General features: G+C 59.2%; 15 protein-coding genes. 10 read left to right on the top strand and 5 right to left on the bottom strand.

The features are described from left to right. The first annotated feature begins 99 nt into the window (after positions 1 to 99). On the top strand, positions 100 to 2172 hold the full coding sequence (flhA, locus tag CWM53_RS01900; RefSeq protein ID WP_061153546.1) for a formate hydrogenlyase transcriptional activator FlhA: 2073 nt from the start codon (positions 100 to 102) through the stop codon (positions 2170 to 2172). A 53-nt stretch (positions 2173 to 2225) separates the two neighbouring features. Here the strand turns inward: flhA and CWM53_RS01895 are convergent, their stop codons facing one another. The 4 genes from CWM53_RS01895 to CWM53_RS01875 form a co-directional block, all read right to left on the bottom strand. Then, a complete protein-coding gene (locus tag CWM53_RS01895) occupies positions 2226 to 3626 on the bottom strand; it encodes a glycoside hydrolase family 1 protein (protein ID WP_032731143.1) in 1401 nt (466 codons plus the stop codon). 50 nt (positions 3627 to 3676) lie between these two features. Further along, the gene (locus CWM53_RS01890; RefSeq protein WP_100730271.1) at positions 3677 to 5875 is read right to left on the bottom strand and encodes a CBM35 domain-containing protein; all 2199 of its coding nucleotides are present in this window, start codon (positions 5873 to 5875) and stop codon (positions 3677 to 3679) included. A gap of 12 nt (positions 5876 to 5887) precedes the next feature. After that, a complete protein-coding gene (locus tag CWM53_RS01885; RefSeq protein WP_008806192.1) occupies positions 5888 to 7225 on the bottom strand; it encodes a maltoporin in 1338 nt (445 codons plus the stop codon). A 262-nt stretch (positions 7226 to 7487) separates the two neighbouring features. Continuing rightward, positions 7488 to 8759, bottom strand: a complete 1272-nt coding sequence (locus CWM53_RS01875) for a PTS sugar transporter subunit IIC (protein WP_004151052.1) — start codon at positions 8757 to 8759, stop codon at positions 7488 to 7490. 177 nt (positions 8760 to 8936) lie between these two features. Between CWM53_RS01875 and CWM53_RS01870 the strand changes: the two genes are divergently transcribed. The 9 genes from CWM53_RS01870 to CWM53_RS01830 all read left to right on the top strand — a co-directional run bounded on the left by CWM53_RS01870 (position 8937) and on the right by CWM53_RS01830 (position 16515). Then, positions 8937 to 9251 (top strand): PTS sugar transporter subunit IIB, encoded by a 315-nt coding sequence (locus CWM53_RS01870; RefSeq protein WP_002914979.1) that lies wholly within the window; start codon positions 8937 to 8939, stop codon positions 9249 to 9251. Between the two features lie 9 nt (positions 9252 to 9260). Next, entirely contained in the window at positions 9261 to 10583 is a 1323-nt protein-coding gene (locus CWM53_RS01865) for a PTS sugar transporter subunit IIC (RefSeq protein ID WP_100631362.1), read from the top strand. Positions 10584 to 10606: 23 nt separating this feature from the next. After that, the gene (locus CWM53_RS01860) at positions 10607 to 10921 is read left to right on the top strand and encodes a PTS lactose/cellobiose transporter subunit IIA (protein ID WP_100631361.1); all 315 of its coding nucleotides are present in this window, start codon (positions 10607 to 10609) and stop codon (positions 10919 to 10921) included. A 50-nt stretch (positions 10922 to 10971) separates the two neighbouring features. Next, positions 10972 to 11886, top strand: coding sequence for an ROK family protein (locus CWM53_RS01855; RefSeq protein ID WP_012540756.1), 915 nt, complete (start codon positions 10972 to 10974; stop codon positions 11884 to 11886). A 56-nt stretch (positions 11887 to 11942) separates the two neighbouring features. Next, positions 11943 to 12905 (top strand): LacI family DNA-binding transcriptional regulator, encoded by a 963-nt coding sequence (locus tag CWM53_RS01850; protein ID WP_002915031.1) that lies wholly within the window; start codon positions 11943 to 11945, stop codon positions 12903 to 12905. A 181-nt stretch (positions 12906 to 13086) separates the two neighbouring features. Next, a complete protein-coding gene (locus CWM53_RS01845) occupies positions 13087 to 14004 on the top strand; it encodes a metal ABC transporter substrate-binding protein (RefSeq protein ID WP_100631360.1) in 918 nt (305 codons plus the stop codon). After that, a complete protein-coding gene (locus tag CWM53_RS01840; RefSeq protein WP_100631359.1) occupies positions 14001 to 14822 on the top strand; it encodes a manganese/iron ABC transporter ATP-binding protein in 822 nt (273 codons plus the stop codon). Before CWM53_RS01845 ends, CWM53_RS01840 begins: the two co-directional genes overlap by 4 nt. Continuing rightward, complete coding sequence (gene sitC / locus CWM53_RS01835) at positions 14819 to 15667, top strand: iron/manganese ABC transporter permease subunit SitC (RefSeq protein ID WP_023319000.1); 849 nt, start codon at positions 14819 to 14821, stop codon at positions 15665 to 15667. The genes CWM53_RS01840 and sitC overlap by 4 nt, the downstream gene beginning before the upstream one ends. Further along, positions 15661 to 16515, top strand: a complete 855-nt coding sequence (locus CWM53_RS01830) for a metal ABC transporter permease (protein ID WP_012540752.1) — start codon at positions 15661 to 15663, stop codon at positions 16513 to 16515. The genes sitC and CWM53_RS01830 overlap by 7 nt, the downstream gene beginning before the upstream one ends. 69 nt (positions 16516 to 16584) lie before the next feature. Here CWM53_RS01830 and CWM53_RS01825 read toward each other — a convergent pair whose 3' ends face one another. Next, positions 16585 to 16929: a nitrous oxide-stimulated promoter family protein gene (locus CWM53_RS01825; RefSeq protein ID WP_168432539.1), complete on the bottom strand. Its 345-nt coding sequence runs from the start codon at positions 16927 to 16929 to the stop codon at positions 16585 to 16587. Positions 16930 to 16973 lie beyond the last annotated feature (44 nt).

Below are 16973 nucleotides of genomic sequence, written 5' to 3'. Positions count from 1 at the left end.
GCCGGGGTTAAAGCGGCAATAACCGCTTTATTAACATACTATTATTTGTACCATCATTTTCTTATGCGCCACGTTGTCGGCGCGTTTTGGACGTAAGCAATGTCGTATACACCGATGAGCGATCTCGGCCAGCAGGGGCTGTTCGATATCACCCGGCTTTTATTACAGCAGCCCGATCTGGCCGCGCTGAGCGAAACTCTCACCCGCCTGGTGCAACAGTCAGCGCTCGCCGACGAGGCGGCCATCATCCTGTGGAACGCGGGTAACCACCGCGCGGCCAGGTATGCCTGCGATGAAGCCGGCCATCCGGTGAGCTACGAGGACGAAACCGTGCTCGCCCACGGTCCGGTGCGCCGCTTACTCTCCCGGCCGGATGCCCTGCATTGCGACCACGAGACCTTTGCCGACACCTGGCCGCAGCTTATCCGCAGCGGGCTCTATCGTCCGTTCGGGTACTACTCGCTGCTGCCGCTGGCGGCTGATGGGCGGATCTTCGGCGGCTGTGAATTTCTGCGCCGTGACAACCGGCCGTGGAGCGAGAAAGAGTTCCAGCGGCTGCATACCTTCACGCAGATCGTCGCCGTCGTCACCGAGCAAATTCAGAACCGGGTCAGCAATAACGTCGATTACGATCTGCTGTGCCACGAGCGCGACAACTTTCGCATCCTGGTGGCGATCACCAACGCGGTGCTCTCACGCCTGGATATCGACGAGCTGGTCAGCGAGGTGGCGAAAGAGATCCATCGCTACTTCCGGATCGACGCCATCAGCGTGGTGCTGCGCAGCGACCGCAAAGGGAAGCTCAACATCTATTCCACGCATTATCTTGACGCCAGCCATCCGGTCCACGACCAGAGCGAGGTGGATGAAGCCGGTACCCTCACCGAGCGCGTATTCAAAAGCAAAGAGATGCTGCTGCTCAACCTGCACGAGCATGACACCCTCGCGCCGTATGAGAAAATGCTCTTCGAGATGTGGGGCAATAAGATCCAGACCCTGTGCCTGCTGCCGCTGATGTCCGGCAATACCCTGCTCGGGGTGCTAAAGCTGGCGCAGTGCGACGAACAGGTCTTCACCACCACCAATCTCAAGCTACTGCGGCAGATCGCCGAGCGGGTGTCGATCGCTATCGATAACGCCCTCGCCTACCGCGAAATTCAGCGCCTGAAAGAGCGGCTGGTGGATGAGAACCTCGCCCTCACCGAGCAGCTCAATAATGTCGAAAGCGAATTCGGCGAGATCATCGGCCGCAGCGAGGCGATGAACAATGTGCTCAAGCAGGTCGAGATGGTGGCGCACAGCGACAGCACCGTGCTGATCCTCGGTGAAACCGGCACCGGTAAAGAGCTTATCGCCCGCGCCATCCACAACCTCAGCGGGCGTAACGGTCGACGGATGGTGAAGATGAACTGCGCCGCGATGCCCGCCGGGCTGCTGGAGAGCGATCTGTTCGGCCACGAACGCGGGGCGTTCACCGGGGCCAGCGCCCAGCGTATCGGCCGCTTCGAGCTGGCGGACAAAAGCTCCCTGTTCCTTGATGAAGTGGGCGATATGCCGCTGGAGCTGCAGCCTAAACTGCTGCGCGTCCTCCAGGAGCAGGAGTTCGAACGTCTGGGGAGCAACAAGCTGATCCAGACCGACGTCCGGCTGATCGCTGCTACCAACCGCGATCTCAAGCAGATGGTTATCGACAGGGAATTCCGCAGCGATCTCTACTATCGGCTCAACGTATTCCCCATCCACCTGCCGCCGCTGCGCGAACGTCCCGACGATATCCCGCTGCTGGTGAAGGCCTTTACCTTTAAAATCGCCCGCCGCATGGGGCGCAACATCGACAGCATTCCGGCGGAAACCCTGCGCACCCTGACGCGGATGGAGTGGCCGGGCAACGTGCGCGAGCTGGAAAACGTCATTGAACGGGCGGTGTTACTCACCCGCGGCAACGTGCTGCAGCTCTCCCTGCCGGAGCTGGATATCGTGGAAGCCCCGCGGACGCCGGCGGTCCTGCCTGAGGAAGGTGAGGATGAATATCAGTTGATCGTCCGGGTGCTGAAGGAAAGCAACGGCGTGGTGGCCGGGCCGAAAGGCGCCGCCCAGCGGCTGGGGCTGAAGCGCACCACGCTCCTGTCGCGCATGAAGCGGCTGGGTATTAATAAAGACGAACTGGTGTAATCTCGCGTGCTCCCCCTTTCCGCGCCGGTGAGAGGGAGCGCTGGCGCAGCGCGCTATTTATCGCTGGTAAAACCGTTGCTGGTCGCCAGTTCGGCAAACCACAGCGCATTGCGTTTTATCTGTCGCTCGCCGGTCTCCAGATCCAGTCGCCAGAAGCCGTAGCGTCGTTTGAAGGCATTGATCCACGACCAGTTGTCGATAAACGTCCACTGGTGTACGCCAAAGCAGTTCGCGCCGTCGGCAATGGCGCGGTGCAGCTGCACCAGATGCTCCTCCATCAGCTGGATGCGGAAATTATCGTCTATCACCCCGTCCGCCCCGGGCTCTCCCTCTGATTGTCGATCCATCGCGATGCCGATTTCCGCGAGATACCACTTAATGTTGCCGTAGTTATCGCGAATATTGGCGGCAATGTCATAGATCGCCTGCGGCAGGATCTCGTTGTTATCACGATAGGGGTTAAAGCGGCCCTGCGGGTTCACCGCGTTTTCGAAATAGTATTCCGGGGTGAAATAATCGAGATCATATTCGCCCTCACGCGCTTTTACCCGCCGCGGCACGTAATAGTTCACCCCAAGAAAATCGATATCCGCGCTGAGGATCAACGCCACGTCGTCTTTGCTGGTCGTCGGCAGGCAGTCGTGGGCGGCGAGGATCTCGCACAGCGCTTTGGGGAATTCATGTTTTACCAGCGGGTCAAGGAAGCTGCGGTTAAAAAACAGGTCGGCATACCCGGCGGCTTTTTTATCCGCGTCGCTGTCGGTGAGGGTATAGCTCGGGGTCAGGTTGAGCACCACGCCGATCTCGCCCACCAGCGCCAGTTCACGATAAGCCGTTACCGCTTTGGCGTGCGCCAGCATAATGTTAAACGCCACCTGCGCCGCCAGCCGGCCATCTTTCTTACACGGATAGTGGAAGTCGTACAGGTAGCCCCCCTCAACCGGCACAATCGGCTCGTTGAAGGTTATCCAGTATTTAACCTTATGGCCAAACAGGCTAAAGGCGGTACGGGCAAAGCGGGCAAACAGCTCGGCCACGTGCGCCGATTCAAAGCCGCCGTACTGTTTCTGCAGCGCTTCCGGCATATCAAAGTGGTAGAGATTGATCATCGGCTCAATGCCGTTGGCGATCATCTCATCGAGATAGGCGTGATAAAAACGCACCGCGTCCGGGTCCGGCGCACCGGTTTCCAAATCAGCGATCAGTCGTGACCACTGAATTGAGGTGCGAAACGAGTTGAAGCCGGTCTGTTTCATTAGCGCCACGTCCTGCGGATACTGATGATAAGTATCACATACGGTTTGCGGCCCTACCTGCTGATAAAATCGCTCCGGTTGTTCGGCAAACCAGCTATCCCAGATGGAACGATGGCGCTTATTGGTGACCCCTTCCGTTTGCGGGCCGGACGCCGCCGCTCCCCACAGAAACCCTTGCGGAAACTGATACTGCTGCATAACCTCTCCTTCGAAAAAAGGCTGCGCCCGTCTGGCGCAGCCTGAACGTACTACTCAGCGACCACTTCGATCGATTTAATGAACATATAGCCCCAGTCGCCGGCGAAGCGGCCGAAGTCAACCTGATTGGTCCCCGCGTTAAGCGTCACCGGTATCCGTAGCTGCTGGCCCTGCTCATCCGTCTGCGGGAAGGCCACGGCCTGCGGGGCGCCCCCGTTGACGACAAACGAGTTCTGCTTACCGCCCCATTTACCGTTGAAGGTCACATTAAGCAGGAACTGACCGCTCCACGGCGCCTGCACCTGCCAGCTGATCTTATCCCCCTCGCTGGCGAATGGGCCGAGGAAGCCGTCCTCGCCAACTGTCAGCGCGTCTTTTTCACTCTTCATTACCGTCAGGCGCCCCTCAGCCACGCCATAGACTTCGCCGTGATAACGACAGAAATCCGCCGGCGCTTTCCCCGCCGCCTCGCCCACCGTCACGGTCACGGTCACGGTTTTGCTGCTTTTCAGCAGCCCATCGTCCGCCGTGAACGTCAGCGCATAGGTACCTGGCGCCGTAAACCAGGCCCGGGTTTGAGCCCGATCGGCATGGCAAAAATGCACCTGGCCATCGCCGGCGTGCTGCCAGCCCACCTTAACCTCTCGCGACGGCAGGCCATCGTCCTGCCAGCTGGCCGTAAGCTCGACGCCCCGGTCCTGCGTGGTGGTTAGGGCCGGTTCCAGCGTGACAACCGGCGGCTGATTCTCCTCGCTATGCTGCACGCTAATCACATTGGAAGGAGCCGAATGACCGCTCTCGTTTTTCGCCGTCACCCGGTAGTAATACGTATGCCCGAGCTGAAGCTGACGATAATCGTCGCGGAACAGAACCATGGTTTCCGGATTCCATTCGTTAACGCCATCGGAGATATCCCGGCCCACCACCGTCCACGGCCCGGTCGGCGAGGCGGCGCGTTCGACATCGTAGCTGCGTCCCACCGCGGCTCCCATCCAGTTGATCGCGAAGGGCGAGGTGGTCTCGCGCAGCAAAGGCGCGTCCGGCTTCGGCAGCGGCGCCATCGTCTGCTGCCCGGCCATCTGCGCCGCGGCCGTGCGCACCAGATCGACCACCGCCTGCTCCTGGTTCGCTTCGCCTTCTTTGGCAAACCCCGGCAGGTGGTAACTGTAGTGCCCGGTCGACTCCTTATGCCAGTAGAAGCCGCCGTCGTGACGATGGCCGCGGAAGCCCCAGATAAGCCCGCCGGCGGCTTGCGCCCCGTTGACGTCGCTGTGAACGATCGACTGCATAATGGCGTTCAGTTGATCCGCCGGCAGCAGGCCAAACTCGCCGACGAGATAGACTTTTTGCCCGCCGACGGCGCGCAGATCCTGCGTCACCTGCCCGGGATGGTTATTATCGGCATTGGTGTAATAGTGATTGCTGACGATATCTACATTGGGGTCGGTCAGCGCAAAGGAATTGATTTTCTTATAGGTACCATCTACCACCAGCTGATGAGGGGCCCATTTTTTAATCCACGCCGCGGTCTGATGCAGGAAATCGGCGTTGGTATCCTCCAGCTCGTTACCGGTTTCCCAGGCCATGATCGCCTTTTCATCATAATAGGCGCGGCCGGTGACAGTATTTGTCCGGGTGATAACCTGGCGGATCACATCCAGATAGGCTTTGAAGGTCTTGCTATCGGTCCGATAAAAGTCTTCCGCTTTTTCATGGTAGAACGCCGCCAGCTGCTCGCGCCCGCCCCACCACCACCAGTGGTCGATAAACGGCAGGATCAGACGCAATCCCTGTTTATCCGCTTCGGCAATCATGTTGTCATACACCCGCATGGCTTTCTCATTCAGCCGCGGCATGCCGTCCGCCGTTTCCGGCGCCAGAATATGGGTCTCGCGCCCGCAGGCTTTATCAAATTCCTGCTGCACCGACAGCACGTAGACGCGCTGGGCTTTCGCCCCGGTTTGCACCATCGCCTGGATCCAGTTTTGCTGCTCCTGCGCCGTTGGCCATTTAAAATATTGTCCCCAGCCGCGCGGGTCTGCTCTGCAGGGGCCGCGGGCGTCGTCTTCAATGCGGTGCAGCTCCGGCGCGTGGATCCCGGCGAAACGAAACACCTTGTCGCCGTCCTTGAGGGTGGCGCCGTCGCGAGTGATAAAGTGCGTAAAGTGCGAGCGCTCGGCGGCCAGCGCCCCGCCGGCCCCCAGCGCGGACAGCAGCCCCATGAGCAGCAGGTTTTTCATCGGCTTCATCGTTGTCTCTCCTTAGAACCAGACCTCGGCCTGTACGCCGAAGTTAACGGTGTCGGTAGAGCCACTGCGGGAATACCCGCCGGCGGTGATGGTATTGGTATCCCAGTTGTAGTTGCCGTCTAACGCATCGGAGACACCTTTATCCCACTTCGCGTAGGTGACGAAGAAGCGCAGCTGCGGGCGTGCCCAGAAACCGGAGTCAAAGGTCAGGGTTGGCGCAACGGTGACTTTGGTCAGGCCGCCTTTACCTTTGCCGTTTACCCCTTTGTAGTTTTTGTCATCCAGGTATTCGTAGCCCAGCTCGTACTGCATGGCAAAGTTGCGGGTGATCTGATGATAAGGGCGGATACCGGCGACCCACATCGAGCGTCCCCAGCCATGGTCATCTTCCGTCCACCAGCGGTAGTTTTTATCTTTCTGCCAGAAAGCGAAGGTCGAGATCTCCAGATCGCCCATCGAGGCCACGCTATCCAGCACCACTCGCCAGGACTGGGTGTTTTCCAGGTTGGCCCAGCCCCAGCCGTTTTTACCCAGCGAGTCACCCGCCGCCAGCCCTTTCCCGTACTGCAATGCAAGGCGGGAGTAGCCTCCGGTCAGGCCATAGAAACCGTCAAAGTTATAAATACCGGTCACGCCATAGCCCTTCTCGGCGGAAGTCGGGTGGTTTTCGTTACGGTTCATATGGTGGCCGATCAGCTCCAGATCGAAGCCTGTCCCCGCGATCTTTTTCAGCCACAGGTTGAGGGAATAGTCATCCGGGTAGCCCTGATCTCCCTTATCCACCGGGTAGGCTTTGGTTTCATCGGTGGGTGAAAAGGCGTACACCCCGGCGTCGAAGCGGGCGAAGCCGAGATCCATGTTGTCGAAGCCGCCGCCGGTGCCGTTGTACTGAATGTACTCCCAGTCGAACTGATGGCTGGAGGTGTTGGAGCTGCTGTAGCGCTTACCGGCCCAGAAGGTCATCTCCGGCGCAAAATCCAGATTGCTCAGCTCGGCGAACCCTTCGCGAAACTGTACGTCATGGCCATCGTCATCCTGACAGTTCCAGTCGGAGGTGCATTTCGACTGATGAGTGAGGTTGGCCTGCACTTTCGCCACCACGCCGCTGTCCGCCGTCAGCGTCACGGTGGGGATCAGTTCGATCTTGGTGTCTTCTTCGTTGCCCAGTCGCCACTTACCGTCCGGCATCAGGCCGACGGAGTCCGCGCGGTTGCCATCGGAGTTCGCCAGGATCCCGGAGCGGATATAGCCATGCAGCGCAAAATCATACTTCGGATCGGCGCAGGCCAGGCTGCTGGCCCCTGCCAGCGAGAGGAGAGCCAGAGGTATTGAATGTTTCAGCTTTATCATTATTTTTTTCCCACGTTATGTTTGTTAACACGAACCGATAACGGAGGGGAAATTTACGGATCAAAAATGGAAATGTACATCCGTTAATGGAAAGCGCTTTCCATAATTGCCTATCTGGTTCACAAAATTCGCTCCGCGACGAATATATTCGTGAGACTGATCACATAAAATAACAAGAATGCCGCCGGGAGCCGGCAGCAGAGCGGAAGGAGGAGCAGGTGAATGAGTGCCGCCGGGGGATAAGCCGCCGACGGCGAGGGGGTCAGCGTTCGGTTTCCGCGAGCTGGCGTTCGTACACTTTGAAGAAGGGGCGATAGAGCATCCAGGCGTTAAACATCGCGAACAGGCTCATGCACAAATTTTTCCAGCTACCGTTCGCCGACCATGCTGCCCCCAGCGGGGAAGGCATCGACCATGGCAGCATCGCCACCGCGCGGTCGAGGATACCAAGCTGAGTTAAATACCATGCGATACAGGCATTTATCAGCGGAACAAAGAGAAACGGCAGTAAAAAAACCGGGTTCATGATCACCGGAAAACCAAACAGTATTGGCTCGTTGATATTAAACAGCGACGGCAGCAGGCCAATTTTTGCCACGCTTTTCAGCTGCCGCGAGCGGCTGCGCATCGCCATCAGCACCAGCGGCAAAGTGGAGCCAATACCGCCGATCAGCAGGTAAAAATCCCAGAATCCCTGCAGATAAATATGCGGCAGCGTTGGCGAACCCGCCGCCAGCGCCTGCTGATTTTCAAACAGATAGGTCATCCAGAAGGGGTTCATGATCCCGGTGATGATCAGCGCGCCGTGGATACCGATAAACCAGAGTAAGTTACAGATAAATAAAGAGATCAGCACCGCCATCAGCGTGTCGGACGCCAGCACCAGCGGCCGCACTGCTTCGCTAATTAACTCCGGTACGATGCGTCCGGTGGTCTGTAGCAGTATGGCATTCATCACGCTTATCGACAGCATCACCACCAGCAGCGGGATCAGCAGTTGAAAGCCATTGCGGGTCATCAGCGGCACTTCATCAGGCAAGCGAATACACCAGCCTTTTTTGTAGAAAAAGCGAATTATCTCAATGGAATAGGTGCTGGATATCAGGGCGGTAAATATCCCCATGCCGCCGAGATAAACATTGCTCACCGCAGTCTCGCGAAAGCCGATAAACAGCAGAAAAGCCAGGCACCCGGTTAAACCGCAGAGCCGTTCCGGCAGACGGTACTGCTTGGCGAGACTGGCGCTGGCGCCGAAGGCCACAATCAGCGCCACCAGGCCAATGGTTAGCTGAAAGGTCGGCAGCAGGATAGGCCGCAGTAGCAAATAGACCTGGCCGAAACGCGAGGCGCCGTCGATGGAAACGGGCGGAAACAAAATGGGCACCAACAGGCTGCCAACAATCACAAAGGGCATCGCCAGCGCAAAGCTATCGCGCATCGCCGTAATGTGGTTGTTGCGCGTCAGAACATTCGCCAGCGGCGCCAGCCGCTGCTCGATGATGTCCACGGCCACATTCATTAACTGAATGTTCATACTCCTACCTTTGCGAATGGTTGTCTCGCCGGGATGATCGCCCACAACACCGGAAAGTGAAAGCCTGCCATAGGTGATCATGGTCACAATTAATAAATCCACAAACGGAAAGCGATTTCCGTAATGCATCCATTTTGACTATAGTCCGCACATCCAACCTCATCAGGAGCGGTACTTATGAAAAAAATAATGTTGTGTTGTTCGGCAGGCATGTCCACCAGCCTGCTGATGAAAAAAATGATTGCCGAAGCCGAACAGCGGGGTCTGCCGGTAGAGATCAATGCCTATGGCGTAGCGGAGTTCGCCGAACAGGTTGGCCATTATCAGGTGGTGCTGCTGGGGCCGCAGGTGAAATACATGCAGCAGGATCTGCAAAAACAGGCGGATAAATACGGTATCCGCGTCGAACCCATCAATATGATGGACTACGGCATGCAAAAAGGCGCCGCGGTCCTTGATTTCGCCCTTTCCCTCATCGAAAACAAGAACTAAGGAAAGATCATGAGCTCTCTGTACGCTAAATTGATCGATGTGATCGAACGGCAGATCACGCCGCTGGCCGGCGCGATCGGCCAGCAAAAATACGTGACCTCGATCCGCGACGGCTTTATTACCGCCCTGCCCTTTATGATCGTCGGCTCATTTTTGCTGGTATTTATCTTCCCGCCGTTTTCTCCGGATACGACGTGGGGCTTTGCCCGCGCCTGGCTGAAATTTTCGCTCGATCATCGCGAAGCGCTGATGCTGCCGTTCAACTTCAGCATGGGGGTGATGACCCTGTTTATCGCCGTCGGGATCGCCGCCAGCCTCGCCAAGCACCATCACCTGGACTCATTGACCGCCGGGATGCTGTCGCTGATGTCGTTTCTGCTGGTAGCCGCGCCGCTGAAAGATGGCCAGATCTCTACGGCCTACTTCTCCGGTCAGGGGATCTTCACCGCCATTCTGGTGGCCATCTATTCCACCGAGCTGTACGCCTTCCTCAAGCGGCATAACATCACCATTCGCCTGCCGCCGGAAGTGCCTGCCGGTGTGGCGCGTTCGTTTGAAATCCTGATCCCGGTGCTGGCGATCATTCTGACCCTGCATCCGCTGAACCTGTTTATCGAGGCTCAGCTGGGGATGATCATTCCGGAAGCGATCATGTCGCTGGTCAAACCGCTGGTCGCCGCCTCCGATACGCTGCCGGCGATCCTGCTGTCAGTGCTGGTCTGTCAGGTGCTGTGGTTCGCCGGGATCCACGGCGCGCTGATCGTCACCGGGATCATGAACCCGTTCTGGATGGCCAACCTGTCGGTCAATCAGGCGGCCATGGCGGCAGGTACCGCTATCCCGCACATCTATGTCCAGGGCTTCTGGGATCACTATCTGCTGATCGGCGGCGTCGGCTCCACCCTGCCGCTGGCGCTGATGCTGTTGCGCAGCAAGGCCGTGCATCTGCGGACGATTGGCCGGATGGGGGTCGTGCCGGGGGTATTCAATATTAACGAACCGATCCTCTTCGGCGCGCCGATCATCATGAACCCACTGTTTTTCCTGCCGTTCGTGCTGGTGCCGATGGTCAACGCGACCCTGGCGTACTTTGCGCTGAAGCTGGATCTCGTCAGCCGCGTAGTATCGATGACGCCGTGGACAACGCCGGCCCCCATCGGCGCCTCATGGGCGGCGAACTGGAGCTTTAGCCCGGTGATCCTGTGCCTCATCTGTATGGCCACCGCCATGGTGATGTACCTGCCATTTCTCAAAGCTTACGAAAAACAGCTGCTGGCCCAGGAGCGTGAAAACGCCGTCGGCCAGGCTGACAACGCGGCGCAAACCGCTTAACGCTAACGATTCAGAGGATAATCATGGAATTAGAAGAACAGGTGATGGGGATCATCATCAACGCCGGTCAGTCACGCAGCCTGTGCTACGAAGCGCTGCAGGCCGCCAAAGCGGGTGATTTCGCCACCGCCGACGCCAAAATGCAGGAAGCGGCTCACTATTCCCGCGAGGCGCACCTTGTGCAGACCCAGCTTATCGAAGCTGACGAAGGCGAGGGAAAAACCAAAATGACGCTGGTAATGGTCCATGCTCAGGATCACCTGATGACCTCCATTCTGGCGAAAGAGCTGATTGCCGAACTGATAGCGATTTACCGCGCGCAACCGCTTCACGCCTAGCGCGTTCCCCGGCCAGGCGCGCTGGCCGGGCCTGATTCCCCGAGGTCACTATGTTACATCTTGGAATAGATATTGGCGGCACCAAAATGGAAGCCGTTCTGCTGGATCCGGCGGGCGAATGCGTCCAGCGCCTGCGTCGGCCGACCCACAAAGAGAGCTATGACGCCTTTATGCGTCAGCTGCTGACCCTGATTGCCGACATTCGCGCGGTCAGCCCGCAGCCATTCACCCTGGGGATCGGCCTGCCCGGGGCTATCGATCCGCAAAGCGGGCGCATTAAAAACTGCAACTGCCTGGTGCTCAACGGCCACGATCTGCGCCGGGATATCATGCAGCAGCTTGGCCAGCCGGTGTGGATGGCAAACGATGCCGACTGCTTCACCCTTTCGGAGGCGGTGGATGGCGCCGGCGCCGGGGCCTCCACCGTCTTCGGGGTGATTATCGGTACCGGCTGCGGCGGCGGGATCGCCGTTCATCAACAGCTGCTCAGCGGCCCCAACGCTATCGCCGGGGAGTGGGGGCATAATCCGCTGCCGGGCTATACTCCTGAGCGCGATGGTCCGCCGCAGCCCTGCTACTGCGGCAAAACGAACTGCATCGAAAGCTTTCTCTCCGGCACCGGCTTCGCCCGCCGCTATGGGGAACAAGCCCGTGCGGAAGCCATTGTCGCCGCGGCGCAAAACGGCGATCCGCGCGCGCTGGCCCACTGGCGACACTTTATCGATGCCTTTGCCCGTAGCCTGGCGTCGGTGATCAATATTCTCGACCCGCAGGTGATTGTGCTGGGCGGCGGTCTGTCCAACGTCAGCCAGATCTATCGCGATCTGCCTGCCGCCATCGTGCCGTGGATCTTCTCCGACACCTGCCGCACGCAGATCAAACCGGCCCGCTTCGGCGACGCCAGCGGCGTGCGCGGCGCGGCCTGGCTGCCCCGTCTGCCCGGCGCCGCGGACGGGCAGCGGTAGACACTTTTTTCAGCAGGTATGTTAAGCTAGGCGAAAATGTTCAGACAGAAAAAGCCATGCCAACGATTGATGATGTTTCAAGATTAGCGAATGTCTCAAGAGCGACGGTTTCCCGCGTGCTGACCGGCACCCGGGGCGTGCGCGAAGAGAGCCGGGAAGCTGTGCTGCGAGCCGTTGAAGAACTCAACTATCGCCCGAGCTTTGCCGCGCAAAACCTCGCCAGTCAGACATCCAGCCACGTTGGTCTGGTGATTTCCGCGCAGGACGAAAGCCACGGCGCGCGTCTGCTGCCGCTGCTCTCTCAGGCGCTGAAAGGGCTGAATAAAAGCCTGCTGGTCCAGTATGTCAGCGATCCGGTAGAGCAGGCGGCGGTGATCGACGATCTGCAGCGCCAGTGCGTGGCGGTGGTGGTGCTGGGCGCCGTTGCCGCCGACGCGCCGCGCAACGTTATCGCCTTTGACCGCTTCGGCGTCGCCGGGAGCAACAGCCAGGGCTATGACTTCGCCTTCGCTACCGAAAGCGCCTGTCGCTATGTGATTGGCAAGGGACACCGCAACATCGCCCTGCTGGTGGACAGCGATAGCGACGATGCCAGCCGTCAGATGCTGGAAGGCTACCGCAACGTCCTGCAAAACTACTCCATTCCTTTTAACCGCCAGCTGGTGCTGACGGCCAACGATGACGTCGAGCAGGCGCTGCTGACCTTAATTAACAGCTTCAGTAAATACTCAGTCATTATCGTTAAACGCGACCGCTACGCGGCTGAGGCGATGCGTCTGTTACGCGAATTCACCATCGCCGTCCCGCAGGAGGTCTCCCTGCTGAGCCTTGAGGACTCCCCGCTCGCCTCGCTGCTCTACCCGCCGCTGACCTGCATCTCCTGGCCACTGGAGGCGCTGCTGGATAACTGTATTCAGCGTATTCGCAGCCTGATTGACGACCGGCCAACCTTCACCGCCGAGGGCCGCTCGCTGGCTGGCCGCCTGATCCCGCGCCAGTCGGTCGCCGATATCTCTTGATCTTCGCCCGGTTCGCGCCGGGCCAGCCTTGCCTCCCCCTTTCTTGTCGCTTTCGTTTCCCGGCTCATTATTACCCACGCATGCAAATAAGAATTATTTTCATTTGTAAATAGCTTGTGCTATATAACATAGCAATGGCTATAAACGCTGGGAAATTAACCACACCATTGCGAGGGATCCTATGCAACACCTGACACCGCTGAAATCATTGCTGCTGGCCAGCGCGCTGGCTCTGCTGGCCGCGACGCCGGCCACCGCGCAGGAGAAATTCAGGGTTATCACTACTTTCACGATTATCGCCGATATGGCGCAGAACGTGGCCGGCGACGCCGCCGTTGTCAGCTCCATCACCAAACCGGGCGCGGAGATCCACGATTACCAGCCCACGCCGGGCGATATCAAACGCGCGCAGGGAGCACAGCTGATCCTCAGCAATGGGCTTAATCTCGAACGGTGGTTTGCCCGTTTTTATCAGCACTTACAGGGCGTTCCGGAGGTAGTGGTCAGCGAAGGGATCCAGCCGATGGGCATCAGCGCGGGCCCCTATAGTGGGAAGCCCAATCCCCATGCCTGGATGTCGGCAGATAACGCCCTGATCTATGTCGATAACATTCGCGATGCGCTGGTGAAGTATGATCCGCCTCACGCCGACACCTATCGCCGTAACGCCGAGGCCTATAAGGAGAAGATCCGCCAGACGATGGCGCCGCTGCAGGCCAGACTGGCGCAACTACCGGCGGATAAGCGCTGGCTGGTCACCAGCGAGGGGGCCTTCTCCTATCTGGCCCGCGACTATGGACTTCGCGAACTGTATCTGTGGCCGATCAATGCTGACCAGCAGGGCACTCCGCAACAAGTGCGCAAAGTTATCGACACCATGAAGAAAGAACGCATCCCGACTATCTTCAGCGAAAGCACCATCTCCGATAAACCGGCGCGTCAGGTGGCGCGCGAAGCCGGGGCCCACTACGGCGGCGTACTCTATGTCGATTCGCTGAGCGCCGCCGACGGCCCGGTGCCGACCTGGCTCGACCTGCTGCGCGTCACCACCGAAACCATCGTCAACGGTATCCAGGACGGGATGAGGAAGCAGCCATGAATGCAGCGCAAGCGGGACTGTATGTCGACCAGCTCACCGTCACCTGGCGCAACGGCCACACCGCCCTGCGCGACGCCTCGTTCAGCGTACCACGCGGCTCCATTGCCGCACTGGTGGGCGTTAACGGCTCGGGTAAATCCACACTGTTTAAAGCGCTGATGGGCTTTGTGCGCGTCGGCCACGGCGAGATCGCCATACTCGGCCAGCCGGTCAACCGCGCGCTGCGCCAGAACCTGGTCGCTTATGTCCCGCAGTCGGAAGAGGTGGACTGGTCCTTCCCGGTGCTGGTAGAGGATGTGGTGATGATGGGCCGTTACGGCCATATGGGCTGGCTGCGGCGGGCAAAGCCGCGCGATCGCGACATTGTCGATGCCGCGCTGGCCCGCGTGGGCATGAGCGAGTTCCGCCATCGGCAGATTGGCGAGCTCTCCGGCGGGCAGAAAAAGCGCGTCTTCCTTGCCCGCGCTATCGCTCAGCAGGGCCAGGTGATCCTGCTGGATGAGCCTTTCACCGGCGTCGATGTGCAGACCGAAGCGCGGATCATCAGCCTGCTGCGCGAACTCCGCGATGAGGGCTGTACCATGCTGGTCTCCACCCACAACCTCGGGTCAGTGAGCGAATTTTGTGATTACACGGTGATGGTGAAAGGCACCGTGCTGGCCAGCGGCCCGACAGAAACCACCTTCACCGCCGAGAATCTGGAGCGGGCTTTCAGCGGCGTGCTGCGCCACGTCGCGCTGACCGGCGGGGAAGCGCAGATTATCACCGATGACGAGCGGCCGTTTATCAGCCGGCGCGCGGCGGGAGGCCCACGATGAGCTGGCTGCTGGAGCCGTTTGGCTATCACTATATGCTCAATGCGATGTGGGTGTCGGCGCTGGTGGGCGGCGTCTGCGCGTTTCTCTCCTGCTACCTGATGCTGAAGGGCTGGTCGTTGATTGGCGACGCCCTCTCCCACTCGATTGTGCCCGGCGTCGCCGGGGCCTATATGCTCGGCCTGCCTTTCGCGCTCGGCGCGTTTCTCTCCGGCGGCCTGGCGGCGGGCAGCATGCTGTTTTTGCAGCAGCGCTCGCGGCTGAAAGAGGATGCCATTATCGGCCTGATCTTCTCCTCCTTCTTCGGGATCGGGCTGTTTATGGTGTCGCTGAATCCGACGTCGGTGAATATTCAGACTATTATTCTCGGCAATATTCTGGCCATCGCCCCGGAGGATATTATCCAGCTGGCGGCGATCGGCTTTATCTCAATGGCGATCCTGCTGCTGAAGTGGAAAGATCTGATGGTGACCTTCTTCGATGAAAACCACGCCCGCTCGATTGGCCTGAACACCCGCGGCCTGAAGCTGCTGTTCTTTACCCTGCTGGCCGCCTGCACCGTGGCGGCGCTGCAGACCGTCGGCGCCTTTCTGGTCATCTGCCTGGTGGTGACTCCCGGGGCCACTGCGTGGCTGTTAACCGACCGCTTTCCGCGCCTGCTGGCCATCGCCGTGGCTATCGGCAGCCTGACCAGTTTCTTCGGCGCCTGGCTCAGCTACTATCTCGACGGTGCCACCGGCGGCATTATCGTGGTCGCGCAAACGCTGTTGTTCCTTATCACCTTTATCTTCGCGCCGAAGCACGGCCTGCTGGCTAACCGCCGCCGCGCCAGGGAGGCCGCATGCTGAACCTGTTCCTGGCCCCGTTCCAGTTTCCTTTTATGGTCAATGCGATAGCGGTATCGATCATCGTGGCCGTGCCCTGCGCGCTACTGTCGGTGTTTCTGGTGCTCAAAGGCTGGGCGCTGATGGGCGACGCCATGAGCCACGCGGTCTTTCCGGGCGTGGTGCTGGCCTACATTATCGGCATCCCCTTCGCCATCGGCGCGTTTATCGCCGGGCTGCTGTGCGCCGTGACGACCGGTTTTCTCGACGATAACAGCCGACTCAAGCGCGATACCATCATGGGGATTGTCTTCTCCGGCATGTTTGGCGCCGGACTGGTGCTGTACGTGGCGATCCAGTCCGATGTTCATCTCGACCATATCCTGTTCGGCGATATGCTGGGAATATCCCTTCGCGATATTGGTCAGACGGCGGCTATTGCGCTGGTGATTGCGCTGATTATCGGTCTCAAATGGCGGGATTTTTTGCTGCACGCCTTTGACCCGACGCAGGCCAAAGCCAGCGGCCTGCGCGGCGGACTGTTGCACTACGGCCTGCTGTGTATGATCGCCCTGACCATCGTCGCGACGCTGCAGTCGGTGGGGATTATTCTGTCGATTTCGCTGCTGATTGCTCCAGGGGCGATCGCGCTCCTGCTGGTGCGGCGCTTTATCCACGCCCTGCTGCTGGCGGTAGCGGTGGCCATCGGCTGCTCGGCGGGAGGGGTGTGGCTGGCGTTTTATCTCGATAGCGCGCCGGCGCCGACTATCGTGGTGCTGTTTTCCGCGCTGTTCGTGGTCGCCTTTGTGGCAAGCACGATCCGGGATAGTCAGAAACAGAGGGCTTCAGCAACCATCCCCGGTGGCGGCTAACGCCTTACCGGGGCTACAAAAGCACGACTTGTCGCCCGGCTGCGCGCCGCGCTGACCCGGGAAAGGCCGCTATTTTTTCGGTCGGTATTTTTCCGGCAGCGCCGGCACCGGCCGCCTGTCGTCCAGCAGATGGCGAATAGTCAGGATCGGGTGGCGCCAGAGCATCCGCGGCCCGGCCCAGCGCATAATCTGCTTCATCTCTTCGCGCTTCGCCGGCTGGTAGCAGTGCACCGGACACTGCTTGCAGGCCGGTTTATTCTCGCCAAACACACACTTATCAAGGCGCTTGTCGGCGTAGACGTTCAGCGCCTGATAGTGATCATTATTGGCCAGCGCCTCGGGACAGCGCCGCTGGTAGAGGGCAATCATCCGCTGAATCGTCAGTTTTTCCCGTTCGATGCGTTTACCCACTATCAAATTCCTTCCCACAAAAAAAGATGCATAAATAATACACCTTT

The sequence above is a fragment of the Klebsiella sp. A-Nf5 genome, assembly GCF_002810545.1.
In the GTDB taxonomy this organism is placed as follows: domain Bacteria; phylum Pseudomonadota; class Gammaproteobacteria; order Enterobacterales; family Enterobacteriaceae; genus Klebsiella; species Klebsiella variicola.
This window is presented reverse-complemented; position numbering and strand designations above follow the sequence as displayed.

Coding starts and splice junctions, on each gene's coding strand:
- CWM53_RS01850 (WP_002915031.1), top strand. CDS start 11,943: ATGCCAACGATTGATGATGTTTCAAGATTAGCGAATGTCTCAAGAGCG.
- CWM53_RS01845 (WP_100631360.1), top strand. CDS start 13,087: ATGCAACACCTGACACCGCTGAAATCATTGCTGCTGGCCAGCGCGCTG.
- sitC (WP_023319000.1), top strand. CDS start 14,819: ATGAGCTGGCTGCTGGAGCCGTTTGGCTATCACTATATGCTCAATGCG.
- CWM53_RS01890 (WP_100730271.1), bottom strand. CDS start 5,875: ATGAAGCCGATGAAAAACCTGCTGCTCATGGGGCTGCTGTCCGCGCTG.
- CWM53_RS01870 (WP_002914979.1), top strand. CDS start 8,937: ATGAAAAAAATAATGTTGTGTTGTTCGGCAGGCATGTCCACCAGCCTG.
- CWM53_RS01895 (WP_032731143.1), bottom strand. CDS start 3,626: ATGCAGCAGTATCAGTTTCCGCAAGGGTTTCTGTGGGGAGCGGCGGCG.
- CWM53_RS01885 (WP_008806192.1), bottom strand. CDS start 7,225: ATGATAAAGCTGAAACATTCAATACCTCTGGCTCTCCTCTCGCTGGCA.
- CWM53_RS01840 (WP_100631359.1), top strand. CDS start 14,001: ATGAATGCAGCGCAAGCGGGACTGTATGTCGACCAGCTCACCGTCACC.
- CWM53_RS01860 (WP_100631361.1), top strand. CDS start 10,607: ATGGAATTAGAAGAACAGGTGATGGGGATCATCATCAACGCCGGTCAG.
- CWM53_RS01830 (WP_012540752.1), top strand. CDS start 15,661: ATGCTGAACCTGTTCCTGGCCCCGTTCCAGTTTCCTTTTATGGTCAAT.
- flhA (WP_061153546.1), top strand. CDS start 100: ATGTCGTATACACCGATGAGCGATCTCGGCCAGCAGGGGCTGTTCGAT.
- CWM53_RS01865 (WP_100631362.1), top strand. CDS start 9,261: ATGAGCTCTCTGTACGCTAAATTGATCGATGTGATCGAACGGCAGATC.
- CWM53_RS01855 (WP_012540756.1), top strand. CDS start 10,972: ATGTTACATCTTGGAATAGATATTGGCGGCACCAAAATGGAAGCCGTT.
- CWM53_RS01875 (WP_004151052.1), bottom strand. CDS start 8,759: ATGAACATTCAGTTAATGAATGTGGCCGTGGACATCATCGAGCAGCGG.